Source organism: Chryseobacterium sp. KMC2 (assembly GCF_016756935.1).
GTDB classification, from domain to species: Bacteria; Bacteroidota; Bacteroidia; order Flavobacteriales; family Weeksellaceae; genus Chryseobacterium; species Chryseobacterium rhizosphaerae.
Genome location: NZ_JAESIT010000001.1, coordinates 241710 through 256497, shown reverse-complemented (window position 1 = coordinate 256497; position 14788 = coordinate 241710). Strand labels below are relative to the sequence as shown.

Here is a 14788-nt window from a genome sequence, read left to right as displayed (position 1 = left end):
TTTGCATATAGCAAGATTTTTAATATTTAATATGAGTCAGAAACAATATACAGCTAGTAGTATTCAGGCATTAGAAGGAATGGAGCACGTTCGTATGCGTCCTTCAATGTACATTGGTGATGTAGGGACAAGAGGTCTTCACCATTTGGTTTATGAAGTAGTAGATAACTCTATTGATGAAGCGTTGGCAGGATACTGCGATACGATCTTTGTGGCCATTAAAGAAGGAAACGGAATTGAAGTAAGTGATAATGGTAGAGGTATTCCGGTTGATTTTCACGAAAAAGAACAGAAATCCGCTCTTGAAGTTGTAATGACAAAAATCGGAGCCGGAGGTAAGTTTGATAAAGATTCTTATAAGGTTTCAGGAGGACTTCATGGAGTAGGGGTATCGTGTGTGAATGCACTTTCCAACGAAATGATAACTACCGTTTACAGAGACGGAAATGTTTATCAGCAAGTTTATTCTAAAGGAAAAGCTCAAACAGGAGTAGAAGAAATTGGTAACAGTGACAAAAGAGGAACAAAACAGTTTTTCCAGCCGGATGATACTATTTTCACGGAATTAGTTTATAACTACGATACATTAGCAAGCCGTTTAAGAGAACTTTCTTACCTTAATAAAGGGATTACCATTACACTTACCGACGAAAGAGAGGTAATGGAAGATGGTTCTTTTAAAACTGAAATTTTTCATTCTGAAGGAGGTCTGAAGGAATTTGTTGCCTATATTGACGGAAGCCGTGAATCTATTATGGAGCACGTTATTTTCATGGAAGGTGAAAGAGATGATATTCCGGTTGAAGTAGCAATGCGTTACAATACATCTTTCAACGAAAACTTACACTCTTACGTTAATAATATTAATACTCATGAAGGAGGTACCCACCTTGCTGGTTTCAGAAGAGCTTTAACAAGAACTCTTAAGAAATATGCAGATGAATTGGGACTTCCGGCAAAGGAGAAAGTAGAAATTACTGGTGATGACTTCCGTGAAGGATTGACAGCTGTAATTTCTGTAAAAGTAATGGAACCTCAGTTTGAAGGACAGACCAAAACAAAATTAGGAAATTCTGAAGTTTCTGGAGCTGTTGATAAGATTGTAGGGGAGATGCTTACTAATTTCTTGGAAGAGAATCCTAATGAAGCGAAGATAATTGTTCAAAAAGTTGTTCTGGCTGCAAAAGCAAGACAGGCGGCTAAGAAAGCCCGTGAAATGGTTCAGAGAAAATCTCCAATGGGAGGTTCTGGTCTTCCGGGAAAACTATCTGACTGTTCATCAAAAGATCCGGCTGAATCTGAGATCTTCCTTGTAGAGGGAGATTCCGCAGGAGGTACAGCTAAACAAGGGCGAGACAGACACTTCCAGGCTATTCTTCCGTTAAGAGGTAAAATTCTGAACGTTGAGAAGTCTATGCTTCATAAAGTATATGATAATGAAGAAATCAGAAATATCTATACAGCTCTTGGAGTTTCTGTAGGAACAGAAGAAGACAGCAAGGCATTGAATATGGCTAAGCTAAGATACCATAAGGTCGTAATCATGACCGATGCTGATATTGATGGATCTCACATTTCTACCCTGATTCTTACGTTCTTCTTCAGATATATGAAAGAACTTATTGAAAACGGATATATTTATATTGCTCAGCCACCTTTATATCTATTAAAAAGAGGAAACAAAAAAATGTATGCTTATAACGAAAAAGAACGTGAAGAGTTTACATTGGAGATGTCTCCGGACGGAAAAGGAGTAGAAGTACAACGTTACAAAGGTCTTGGAGAGATGAATCCTGAACAGCTTTGGGAGACTACTCTGAACCCTGAGCACAGAATTCTGAAGCAGGTAACTATTGATAATGCTGTAGAAGCAGACAGTGTTTTCTCAATGTTGATGGGAGATGAAGTTCCACCAAGAAGAGAGTTTATTGAGAAAAATGCTAAGTATGCAAAAATTGATGCATAAGCGTATTTAAAGAATACATGTAAAATATACAAGAAAAGCTTCTAATTATTTAGAAGCTTTTTCTATATTTGAAGAAACCAATAAAAAATAATAATATGTTAACTCTTTTACAAACAGACCCTTATGAAGGGGTAGATGCGGTGTCCGGAGCAGCGGCAGCAGGATTAGGAATCGGAACATTGTTCATGAGCTTACTGGTCTATATATTCTATGGATACTGCATGTACAAAATCTTTCAGAAAGCAGGAAGAGAAGATGCATGGGCTGCATTTATTCCTATTTACAATATCATTGTTTTACTGGATATTGTAAAGAAACCTATTTGGTGGATCATTTTATTTTGTATTCCTTTTGTGAATCTTTTTGCAAGTTGGGTAGTCAACGAAAGATTAGCGAAGGGTTTTGCAAAAGAGACCCCTTTATACACCCTTTTGTTGTTTTTCTTGGGATTTATTTTTATCCCGGTGCTGGGTCTTGGAAGTGATTCTTATGATAGCAAAAGAATTCCTAACGACTAACAATAAAGAGAAAATAAAAATAGAGACTTCAGAAATGGAGTCTTTTTTTATGATTATATATTAGCTTCGCATTTTTTTTGCAAAATAAAACATGAAAAGTATAATAAAAAGTTAAATTCCGTTGATACAAGTATATTCTTAGTGAGACAGCTGTAAAAATCAATAAATGTCTTTTGATTATTCACAAGTGTCTTATATATAGTGATATAAAGGTATTTTTTATTTGAAATAATTAAATACTTCAATGGATGGAGTAGTTTTTTTAAATAAAAATTTAACAGTTATTAAGATTTTCTTATGTTTGCATAATTTTAATAACCATGATGAAAATATTCTTGATTGGAGCATTATCTGCCGCTTCAATGTATTTTGCTCAGACATATCCTGTTTCTGCAATTCCTGAAACCTTAAAGAAAAATGCAAATATTGTTGTCCGAAAAGATTTTACAACGGTTCAGATTAATAAAATTGATGAGATAAAATATCAATATAATAAGGTAACAACTGTTTTAAATAAAGATGGAGATAATAAAGCTGTAGCCTATATTTCTTATGATAAAGGAAACAGTATTTCTGATGTAAAGGTGACCATCTATGATGATTCCGGAAAGAAAATAAAAAGTTATTCCAAATCTGATTTCGGTGATTTTGCTAATAACAATCAAGGAGTATTTTACTCTGATAATAGGGTTTTGGTTTTTAATTATACACCGATTCAATATCCATACACTATAGACTTCTCTTATCAGATTTCTGATAAGAATACCATTTTCATTCCTGATTTCGTTCCATTTTTCTCTACCAATACCTCACTGGAGGAAGGAGAACTTAAAATAATCAATACATCAGGAATTGAACTTCGAACTAAAATCTATCCTTCTATATATAACTATGCTTCTGTTGTAGAAAACGGAAGTGGTAATGAAAAGACCTATTCTTATAAGAATGTTTCGGCAATTGATGATGTTTCATTGATTCCGCAGCCTGTGAAGATTTTACCTAAGGTAAGTTTTGCGTTGGCAAAATTTAATCTGGCGGGTAAACAGGGATCTTTAAATAATTGGACAGATTTCGGAACGTGGTATTACAATAATCTGGTAGAGCCTGTTGCCGTTTCTACCCCTGCGATCAAAGCAGAAATAGCAGCTCTGAAACTGGAAGGTTCGGTAGAAGATAAAGTAAAGAAAATTTATCAGTATATGCAGACCAAAACCCGATACATCTTTGTGGGGTTGGGAATTGGAGGATGGCTTCCTATGCTGCCTGAAGAGGTAGATAAGAAAGGATACGGAGATTGTAAAGGTCTTACCAACTATATGAAGATTTTATTGGATGAAGCAGGAATTCCTTCACATTATTGTGTGATCAATTCCAGTCCTTCCCAAGTGTCTTTTGATCCTGAATTTCCAAAAATGGGAGGGAATCATGCTATTTTAATGGTCCCTACCGAAAAGGGAAATATATGGCTTGAAAATACATCACAGCAAATTGCATTTAATCATTTAGGGTATAGTACAACAGACAGAAATGTGCTTTCTGTGAAGAAAAACGGTATAGAACTGATTAATACACCCGTATACACTGCTGATCAAAATAAAGAAAAACAAGTCCTGAAGGTAAAAGTAGGAGAGGATAACAGTATTTCAGGAGAGGGTAACTTCTATTATACAGGAAGTCAGTATGATTATACTTTAGGCTTTACCGGACTTAATCCCAAAGAAAAAAATGATGCGCTGAGAAATTCGTTAGATGTTTTAAACTTTGAGAAAGTTGAAATGAAAAACTTTGTCAACGATAAGGATAAAGCTTTTATAACCTACGATATAGATTTCAAGGCCAATAATTTTGCGAAAAAAGCAGGAAACAGTCTTATATTCAGAGCTGTTCCTATTTATAATAATACTATTTACAAAACTGAAGAAAGCCGTGAGCTTCCTTTTGAAATCAGACAAGCTTTTGAAGACGAGTATGAAATCAATTTTACCATTCCTAAGGGGTATAAAATTGATGAGGCTCCGGAAGACATCAATTTAAAATCTGAATTTGGGTATTATAATTTAAGCTTTGTTAAAAATGGAGAAGAAATTAAAGTAAAAAGAAAAGTACAGGTTAATAAAGGAATGTACACAAAAGAAAAATACAATGAATATGTAGGCTTCAGAAAAAAAATACTAAACATGGATAATTCAAAAATTTTAATTACAAAAATATAAAGATGAAGAAAATCATACTGCTGATTGTTTGTTCAGCTAATATTGTGGTTTTAGCTCAAAAACATGAGTTTTTAAACGCTCCGAAATTTAATGATGCAGATTTATCAAAGACAAAATCTTTATTAGACGAAAATGCACCTGCTGAAATTTTATACAGATCTGTTCACTTCATGATTGATACAAGCACAGGTCTGCTACACAAGAAATTTTTTTATAGGGTAAAAATTTATAACAAAGACAAAGCTGAGGAATGGTTAAATCTTGAGGTTCCTATTTATAGCTATGGCGGCGGTAAAGACCAGGAAGAGTCCTTGTATAAAATGAAGGCATTAACCTATAATCTGGAGAATGGAAAGGTGGTTCCTGTAAAAGTGGAGAATAGCTCTAAATATAAAAGTAAAGAAAGCAAATCTGTGACAGTAAACAAATTTGCCTTTCCAAATGTCAAAGATGGATCAATCTTAGAGTATCAATATGAAATACTATCTCCGGGTTTGTTTGCTATTCCTGAAATACTAATTGAATCTGATACTCCTGCACTGTATACAGAATACGTTTTGGATACACCTTATACTATAGACTATAATATCAACTATACGGGTGATCTAGCGCCAAAATACAGAGAAGTAGAGCCCCGAACATTGTACGGCGCTCAATATAAAACCTATAGATTTGGTTTTGAAAATGTAAAAGGGTTTAAAAATGAAAAATTTGTAAGAAACAGCAGGAATTTCCGTACAAAAGTGAGTACTGAACTTAACTCTACGAATTTCCGTGAGCTTAAACTCTACTCTTCTTCATGGGAGCAAATCAGAAAAAGACTTTATGAAAATAGTTATTTTGGAAGCGAGCTGAAAAAATCAAAGCTTGCCAAAGATAATATGCCGGCTGGGATTTCAGAAATGAAGAGCAGTGATCTTGATAAAGCGAATGCAATATTTAAACATGTTCAAAAAAACTTTACCTGGAATAAAGAGAAAGGAGTTTATACTGAAGATGGAATTAAAAAACTTTTAGATACTAAAACCGGGAATGCTGCAGAAATTAATCTTTATCTGGTAATGCTTCTTCGTGAAGCTGGAATTAAAGCGGATCCACTTGTCATTTCTACTGTTGATAACGGATGGGTAAATTTAATATCACCCAATATATCAAATATGAACTTTGTATTGGCTGCTATTGAAACAGCGGGAGGGCTTCATATTTATGATGCAACTTCAAAACAGTCTTCTGTGGATCAGCTTCCTTTAAGAGATTGGAATCAGTATGGTATTCTGATGACGAATGATAAAATTGTACAGATTCAGATGGTCAACAATAAATTAAGTAATACCTATCTTACTGTGGATGCTAAAATTAACGAGGATGGAAGTGTTTCCGGGACGTATTCTGATAAAGATACCGGGACTTTTGCTATGTATGTTAAGGATGCTTATGATGAGAATCCCGATAAATATAAAAAACAGTATAAAGAAAATTTTTCTGTAGATTTTACTGGAATTGATTCAAAAGTATTAGAGAACGGGGAATTTGAGAGTACCATGAAATTCGAATCTACAGATATGGTAGACCGGGTAGGTAAAAAAATAATTATCAACCCCATGCTGTTTTTGAATAGGAATTCTAACGATTTTGATCAGACGGAAGCTAGGAAACATCCTATAGATTTTGGATCGGGTTCTACGAAAGTGAAAAAAGTTATCCTGGAAATCCCTCAAGGATATACTATTGAAGAGATTCCTCAAACTAAGAAAATTGTTACAGAGGATAAAGAAATAGAATACAGCTATGTAGTGGAACAAAAAGGGAATAAGCTGGAGGTAACAGCTACCACTAAAGTAGCCAGTCCGGATTATCCAAAAGAATATTACCCGGCTTTCAAGCAAATTTGGGGAGTTGCCTCAAAACATGAAAATCAGGTGATAAGTTTAGTGAAGAAATCATAAGTGTTTGATTTTTAATGTGTATCAACACTATCGATAATATTTTTTTAAAACCATTCAGCTTTTGAATGGTTTTTGTATTAGTATCAAAAAATTAATTATGAAAAATACGATTACTGTTTTGGCACTATCTTCATTCTTTGTTTTTACGGCCTGTAAGAAAAATGAATCAACAGGACCGGCTACCGAAAAGTCAGACTACAAAGAATCCGGAAAACTGATAGTAGATTCTGTTAAAGTAAGTGATTCTACAAAAATCACAGACTCTTTAAAAGTAAAATATACTTCAAAATTGCTGGTCTTCCCGGAATTGAAAGATAAAACCTTATTAGACAGTATTTATTTCCAGAATAAAGATATTAAAGATTTTTCCAAAACCGGGCTTCAGACTTATTTGGAAAATGAGAAAATAGGATATTTCTCTTCTGTAAAAAATGACAATAAAGACTGGCTTTCAGATATCACCTATGCTCAGGATTGGTATACCAGCTCTTACATGAATCTCATATCCAATACCAATGGATATATGCATATTCAGTATGTAGGAAGCGGTTATGAGGGCGGGGCTCATGATAATTACGGATTTGCTGAAAGGGTTTTTGATCTTAAGAAGAATAAAAAACTTGAGCTGAAGGACATCACCTCAATGCCAAAGGCTAAAATTGAAGCTATTCTGATGAAGAATATCAATAATATTAATAGTGGAACATCAGATGCTGAAGGAGAAGTTAAAAATTCCGAAATGCTGCTGGTGGAAAAAATTCCGGCGAACAATAATTTCTATTTTGATCAGAAAAACCTTTATTTTCATTACAGCCCGTACGAAATTGCAGCTTTTGCAGCAGGAGATATCACCATTCCTATCTCTTGGGAAGAATTAGGCGTGACATTGAATGCAGAATTTAAAGAAAGAATGAAAATTAAATAAATAAATGCTTCCGGTTCAGGAAGCATTGTTTATTTTTGCGGTAATGGAAAAAGTAGCTTTTATCATCAACCCTTTTTCGGCCAAAAAAAATTATCAGCCGTTTCTGAATGAACTTAAAGCAAAGGTTGGAAATCCTTTGTATTACGTCTCTGAATCTATTCCGGGAACAGATGAGTTTATTAAAACTCATTTTGATCATATCGATATTTTTGTGGCAATTGGGGGGGATGGAACTATTTCTACCGTAGCTAAAAATCTTATTTCTACAGATAAGATCCTGGCTATTTTTCCGGCAGGCTCCGGAAATGGATTCTCCAATGAAACGCGCTTCAGTAAAAATCTGGATGGACTTTTAGAGAAAATAAAAGCAAAGCAATCCAGAAAAATCGATACATTTACGGTTAATGACAGGCTTTCTATCAATGTTTCAGGAACAGGTTTTGATGGAAAAGTGGTTAAAGAGTTTGAGAAAACAAGCCGTGGATTCAAAAATTATATTAAAGTTTCCCTGAAAACATTCTTCAATTATAAACCAATCAAAGTGAAATTTTTTGGCGAAGAGTATCAGCAGTACAATGGCAGATATCTTATGCTGAATATTGCCAATACCCGTCAGTTTGGTAATAATGCCTATATTGCTCCAAAAGCAAGTAAAAGCGACGGTTTGGTTGATATGGTTTTGGTGAAGAAATTTCCTCTGACCTATTCTGCATTGTTTGCTTTCAGAATGTTTACCAAAAGACTAAAGGACGATGAATATGTTACCTATCTTCCGGTTTCTGAAATTTCATTCGAGGTGAATACCAAAAACTGGCATCTTGATGGTGAGTTTAATAAAATAGAATCACCCATCCATGTTAAAGTACAGCCTGCAAGCCTTAATATCCTGGTGTAAAGACCTGTTCAGACTTCAAGTTTTTTCTCAATTTCCTGTGGATGATCGAGGCAGTATTGTAGCTGTTTTTTATCAAGCTGCTTTTCCCAGTTAGCAACAACTACTGTAGCCACAGAGTTTCCTATAACATTGGTTAATGCTCTGCATTCACTCATGAATTTGTCTATTCCCAAAATTAATGTCATTCCGGCTAAAGGAACTTCAGGAACTACGGCCAATGTAGCAGCCAGTGTAACAAATCCGGCACCTGTAACTCCGGCAGCACCTTTAGAACTCAACATGGCGATCAGCAGAAGCATGAGCTGTTTTTCAAGAGGAAGATGGATGTTCAATGCCTGAGCAATAAAAAGTGAAGCCAATGTCATATAAATATTGGTTCCGTCCAGGTTAAAAGAATAACCGGTGGGAACTACTAAACCTACAATAGCTTTTGAACAGCCTGCTTTTTCAAGTTTTTCCATAAGACCCGGAAGAGCCGATTCGGAAGAGCTTGTACCTAATACAAGAAGAAGCTCTTCTTTAAGATAATACAAGAGTTTGAAAATGCTAAACCCATTGTACCATGCAACAGCGCCCAGAACAATGACCACAAAAAGAATAGATGTGATATAGAATGTGGCTACCAGGAAAATAAGGTTCAACACAGAATGAAGTCCATATTTTCCAATCGTAAAAGCCATAGCACCAAAGGCTCCGATAGGGGCAAGCTTCATAAGCATATGGACAATCTTAAAAATAGGAGTAGACAAATCCTGAAGAAAATCAGTTACTTTCTTACTCTTTTCTTTAGTCAGTACCAAAGCAACACCCATTAAAATTGCCACAAGGAGAACCTGAAGTATATTATCACCCACTAAAGGACTGAAAAGAGTATCCGGAATGATATTCATGATGAAACCGGTAAGTGTAGAATCATGAGCTCTTTCTTTATATTGTGAAATATCTCCTGAAAGGGTAGCCGGATCAATATTTAAACCATGACCGGGTTGTAAAAGATTACCCACTATTAGCCCAATGATGAGTGCTAAAGTTGAGAACGTAAAAAAATAGATCATTGCCTTTATTGCAATTCTCCCTACTTTTTTAAGGTCGGTCATATGAGCAATTCCCAGGGTCAGGGTAATGAAAATAACCGGAGCAATAATCATTTTTACCAGCTTAATAAAACCATCGCCTAATGGTTTCATTTTTTCTCCCAGCTCAGGATAATATCTTCCGAGAAGAATACCTGCAATAATGGCTATAATAACCTGAAAATAAAGCTGCTGATAAAATTGTTTTGCTTTCAATAGAAGTGGTTTTAGAAGGGCGAAATTATGAATTTTTTCCAAAAACATGATGAATATCATTAAAGTTTTAAAAAAATACAGGATATCACGTAGGGAGGAGAGTATTTGTCTTTACGTGCCGACCTCTGGTAAATAAAGGATTGTATTGTAAAGTTTTCAATAAAAAATCCTGCTTTAAAATAATTAAAACAGGATTTTTTATGTGAGTAAAGTCGCTTTTAATTATTCAGTAGCAACAGAGTCGTCGCCACGACCGTCTGCTACAGCGTGAATACTACCATTGTCATCAAGAACAATCATTTCTGTTTTTCCGATTTGTTTTATTTTTTCAATAACATAATTCTTGCTTTTCAGCTCGGAAATAGTACTTTCGGGAAAGTTATTTTCCACTGTTATAACTTCTGGAAGCCATTGGTGATGAAACTTGGGTGCATTCACGGACATATTGGCGTTTAATTTAAAATCAACAACGTTGACAATAGATTGATATACGGAAGTGGGAATGGTTGTTCCTCCTGGTGTTCCCACCACCATATAAGGTTTTCCGTTCTTCAGCAAAATCGTAGGCGTCATAGAAGAAAGCATTCTTTTATTGGGCTGGATCGCATTGGCTTCTCCGCCTACAGCTCCAAACATATTGGGTACACCTGGCTTGATGGAGAAATCGTCCATTTCGTTATTGAGGAAGAATCCTGCCCCTGAAACCAGTACTTTGCTTCCGTAATATCCGTTAAGGGTAGTGGTTACAGAAGCTGCATTTCCGTCTTTGTCCAGTACAGAAATATGGGTAGTCTGGGTAGACTCTTTCGGTTGTTCTATAATTTTACCCACTTCAGCACTAGGTGTGGCTTTATCAAAACTGAAACTTTTCCATCTTTCTTTTAAATAGGCATCAGAGATCAGATAATCCGTTTTATCCTGGATGAAATCAGGATCACCCATATACTCAGCCCTGTCTGCAAAAGCTCTTCTTTCAGCCTCAGTCATAATCTGAACAGCCTTTGTAGAATTCTGCTGGTATTTTTCAAGATTTTCAAAACTCGCCATTCTCAACATCTGAGCCAGCAGTAAACCTCCACTTGAGGGTAAAGGCATGGATACTACATTATTTCCCTTATATTCAAATTCTAAAGCCTTTCTTTCAGCAACTTTATAATTTTTAAGATCTTCCAGAGTAATGATTCCATTACCTCTTTTCATTTCTGCCACCAAAAGATCCGCTGTTTTTCCTTCATAAAAACCTTTTGCCCCTAATTTTTGGATAAGCTTTAAAGTCTCAGCCAATTCTTTCTGCACTAAAATATCACCGGCTTTCCAGGGAGTATCTTTTACAAAAATAATAGAGGATTTGTTATGCTTTTGAAATTTCTCTTTATTGTTATTCAGCATATCGGCTTCCTTTTCTGTAATGGTAAAACCTTGTTCTGCCAGATCAATGGCAGGTTGTATGATTTTTTCCATAGGAAGTTTACAATACTTTAAGGTAGCGAAAAAACCAGCTACACTCCCCGGAATACCCACTGCAAGTCTTCCGTTTTGAGACAGATCAGTATCTGCTTTACCTTTTTTATCGAGATACATATCCCGGGAAGCTTTTTTGGGAGCCGTTTCCCTATAATCTAATGTGAATTTTTCACCATTATTTTTTACACCCACCAAAAATCCACCACCACCGATATTTCCTGCCTGAGGGTATACAACTGCCAATGCATACTGTGTCGCCGTAATGGCATCATAGGCGTTTCCTCCCATTTTTAGAATTTTTGACCCTGCTTCACTGGCTAAAGGATGAGCAGAGACTACTACACCCTTCTTTTTTACCTGTACTTCTTTTACGATACTGATATCTGTAAACTGGGCCCAGCTTAATGGACTTGCTAACAGGACCGAAACAATTAAAAACTTCTTCATATGATTTTCTTTATAACAAAAATATAGTTTTTTTGTAAATCATTGCCGATGCTGGTCTCATGAAATGTATTTTTAATTTTTTCACCTGACCTGGCAGGATTAGGACTGTTTGGTTTTGCTTATTTGGTATTTATTATTAAAAATTCATATTTAAAAATCAATAACTAGTTGTTTTTGTTGATTTATTTTCAATAATTTATGATATTTTATTGATAATGTCTGTGTTGTTTTTAAAATGATTTGTACATTTGAAAAAAAACACATGAGAAAAAACAATCAAAAAATTGTCTCTTTAGGGGCGTTATTCTTTATTTCTGTAAATTTTTATGCACAAACCGGGGATTCAATTAAAGTGAAAACTGTGGATGAAGTTAAAATTACAGTGGGATCCAGAAACAAAAGTAGGGTGGCTACCGACACACCGGTTCCTGTAGATGTGATTAATATTGGATCACAGTCAGTGTTGAGTCCTCAGACAGATCTTAATCAGATTTTAAATTATGCGGCACCTTCCTTTACCTCCAATTCTACCACAGTTGCAGATGGTACAGATCATGTAGATCCTGCACAGTTGAGAGGATTAGGTCCCGATCAGGTTCTTGTATTGCTTAATGGAAAAAGAAGACATACTTCTTCATTGGTGAATATCAATGGTTCACCGGGAAGAGGCTCGGTAGGAACAGACCTAAATGCAATCCCTGCCTTTGCGATTGAAAGATTAGAGGTACTGAGGGATGGTGCTTCAGCGCAATATGGTTCTGATGCTATTGCGGGTGTTATCAATGTTATTATGAAGAAAAGTACAAATAACCTCACTGCAGCCATTACAGCAGGAGGGTATAATTCGAAAGGCTCTAATGACCACAGTGGTGGCTGGGATGGGGAAAAATATCAGCTGGATCTTAATTATGGTGCAAAGCTTGGTGCTACAGGATTTTTGAATTTTACAGCCAGTTTTCTGAACAGAGCCGCTACAGGAAGAGCCGGAACGGCTACGGGAGATATTTTCAATGCCTACAACGCTATTGAGCAGAGAGCACTTGAAAATGGAGTTAATATTAATTCTCTATTTGGGAATATTACAAACACTTCCAATACTCAACAGATCGTTAATTACATTCATCAATATGCTCCTTATGTAAACTATTTCAGTCCAGGGATGCTGATGAGTATTCAGAATGCCAATACGATTCCGGAACTGCAAGCGATTTTAAGAGCAGATGTTACAGCTAATGAATTAACTTACAGAGGGCTTGAGAGAAATGATTTTAATATGAGAGTAGGGCAGTCTAAGCTTGGATCGGGACAGGTTTTTATGAATTCCGAATTTGATATTTCTTCATCAGTACGTGGGTATGCATTTGGAGGAATTTCTTATAGAAGCGGAAATGCTGCAGGATTTTACAGAAGACCTAACCAAAGCAGGACTTCAACTTCATTGTATCCCAACGGTTTTTTACCGGAGATTGCATCTGATGTGATTGACCTTTCACTAGCGGCGGGTTTTAAAGGCAAAGTAGGAAATGTAAATTATGATATCAGTAATACCTTTGGACAGAATACCTTTGATTATACTATAAAAAATACGGCTAATGCATCCATGCTGTCTTCCATGCAAAGGGAGTTTAGAGGTGGGGGACTGGGGTTCTTACAGAATACGATCAATGCTGATTTTGACACCAAATTTGATTGGCTGCAGGGCTTCAATATGGCATTTGGCGGAGAGGTGAGATTGGAAAGATATAAAATAGAAAGTGGAGAAGAAGCCTCATGGGCTCTTTATGATATTAACGGAAATATTCAGAATCCCGAAACTGCAGCTTCGTTGAAACCGACAGATTTTATGGGGGCTACAAGACCCGGCGGGGCACAGGTATTTCCTGGCTTCAGACCGGAGAATGCATTGAAAAAAGGGAGGAGCTCTGTAGCGGCTTACCTGGATACGGAATTGGATGTTACCAATCGTTGGTTGGTGAGTGCAGCATTTAGGTTTGAAAATTATTCAGATTTTGGCTCTACATTCAATTATAAGATTGCATCCCGATATAAACTTACGGATCATATTAACATCCGGGCAGCGCATTCCACCGGATTCAGGGCGCCTTCCTTACAGCAAATTTATTTCAATGCAACAGCTACCCAGTTTGTGGGAGGGACAGCGTATGAAGTCGGGACATTTTCTAATGATTCTCAAGTGGCAAAGATTTTAGGAATCCCCCAATTGAAGCAGGAAGAGTCTAATAGCTTTTCTGCAGGCTTTACCGCTAAAATACCAAGTGCTAACCTGACATTTACGGTAGATGGGTATTATATTAAAATAAAAAACAGAGTAGTATTAACAGATCAGTTTTCCAGACCTTCGGGAGTTTTTCCGGTGGACAGCCCTGAATATAATCTTCAGAAAGGCTTTGATCAGGCTAATGCCACCGCGGCAACATTCTTTGCCAATGCTATTGACACTCAGACCAAAGGGATAGAAGGTGTAATTTCTCACAGGTTGAAAATCTCTGAAAAGGTTACTTTGAATTCTGATTTAGCGGCAACGGTATCCAAAACCAATAGGGTGGGAGAGATCCATGGTTCGGATATTCTGATTCAGGCTGGTCAGGTAAACCGTTATTATTCTGAAACCAGTCGCGTCTACCTGGAAGAGGCAGTCCCAAGATTTAAAGTGTCATTGAATAATGCTTTAGAGCTTAATAATTTTAGTATCCTTGTGAGGAATGTATATTTTGGAAAAGTGACTGATCCTAATACAACAGACGTGAATGGAGACGGTATTGTCGATAGCAATATGATCAATGGGAAGCAGGTGCCTGTTGAGCATCCGGTTTGGGGAGGTAAAGTCATTACCGATCTGTCGATTGGGTATAAATTTACAAAAGGCTTAAGGCTGACCATTGGTGCTAATAATTTATTTGATATTTATCCGGATAAGAATTATGGACCCAGATCTCTGAAAACACCTTCTGTAGATGCCTCTGGGAATCCAATTAATAGTATAGACCTTTCCAATCAGGATCAGTTTGTGTATTCCAGAAATGTTTCACAGTTTGGAATGAATGGAAGGTTTCTGTTTGTAAGGATGAATTTGAGCTTATAAATTTTAGTCATGTTTAGACAGG

The 14788-nt window shown here is 36.2% G+C and carries 9 protein-coding genes; 7 read left to right on the top strand and 2 right to left on the bottom strand.

The window, feature by feature from the left end:
* The first annotated feature begins 31 nt into the window (after window positions 1–31).
* From gyrB to JML65_RS01105, 6 genes are all read left to right on the top strand, one after another.
* Complete coding sequence (gene gyrB / locus JML65_RS01130) at window positions 32–1966, top strand: DNA topoisomerase (ATP-hydrolyzing) subunit B (RefSeq protein WP_047485479.1); 1935 nt, start codon at window positions 32–34, stop codon at window positions 1964–1966.
* A gap of 95 nt (window positions 1967–2061) precedes the next feature.
* A complete protein-coding gene (locus JML65_RS01125; protein WP_047485477.1) occupies window positions 2062–2484 on the top strand; it encodes a DUF5684 domain-containing protein in 423 nt (140 codons plus the stop codon).
* Between the two features lie 320 nt (window positions 2485–2804).
* Window positions 2805–4697 carry a DUF3857 domain-containing protein gene (locus JML65_RS01120; RefSeq protein WP_115917211.1) on the top strand — a complete coding sequence of 631 codons (1893 nt, stop codon included), beginning with the start codon at window positions 2805–2807 and terminating at the stop codon, window positions 4695–4697.
* Window positions 4698–4699: 2 nt separating this feature from the next.
* On the top strand, window positions 4700–6643 hold the full coding sequence (locus JML65_RS01115; protein ID WP_202269657.1) for a transglutaminase-like domain-containing protein: 1944 nt from the start codon (window positions 4700–4702) through the stop codon (window positions 6641–6643).
* 97 nt (window positions 6644–6740) lie between these two features.
* Window positions 6741–7568, top strand: coding sequence for an RsiV family protein (locus JML65_RS01110; RefSeq protein WP_202269656.1), 828 nt, complete (start codon window positions 6741–6743; stop codon window positions 7566–7568).
* A gap of 4 nt (window positions 7569–7572) precedes the next feature.
* Window positions 7573–8463 carry a diacylglycerol/lipid kinase family protein gene (locus JML65_RS01105; RefSeq protein ID WP_373866349.1) on the top strand — a complete coding sequence of 297 codons (891 nt, stop codon included), beginning with the start codon at window positions 7573–7575 and terminating at the stop codon, window positions 8461–8463.
* Window positions 8464–8471: 8 nt separating this feature from the next.
* On the opposite strand, the gene JML65_RS01100 is transcribed toward JML65_RS01105, so the two are convergent.
* Window positions 8472–9752: a dicarboxylate/amino acid:cation symporter gene (locus tag JML65_RS01100; protein ID WP_047485733.1), complete on the bottom strand. Its 1281-nt coding sequence runs from the start codon at window positions 9750–9752 to the stop codon at window positions 8472–8474.
* Window positions 9753–9974: 222 nt separating this feature from the next.
* A complete protein-coding gene (gene ggt, locus JML65_RS01095) occupies window positions 9975–11663 on the bottom strand; it encodes a gamma-glutamyltransferase (protein ID WP_202269655.1) in 1689 nt (562 codons plus the stop codon).
* 262 nt (window positions 11664–11925) lie between these two features.
* Between ggt and JML65_RS01090 the strand changes: the two genes are divergently transcribed.
* A complete protein-coding gene (locus tag JML65_RS01090; protein WP_202269654.1) occupies window positions 11926–14766 on the top strand; it encodes a TonB-dependent receptor plug domain-containing protein in 2841 nt (946 codons plus the stop codon).
* The last annotated feature ends 22 nt before the right edge of the window (window positions 14767–14788 follow it).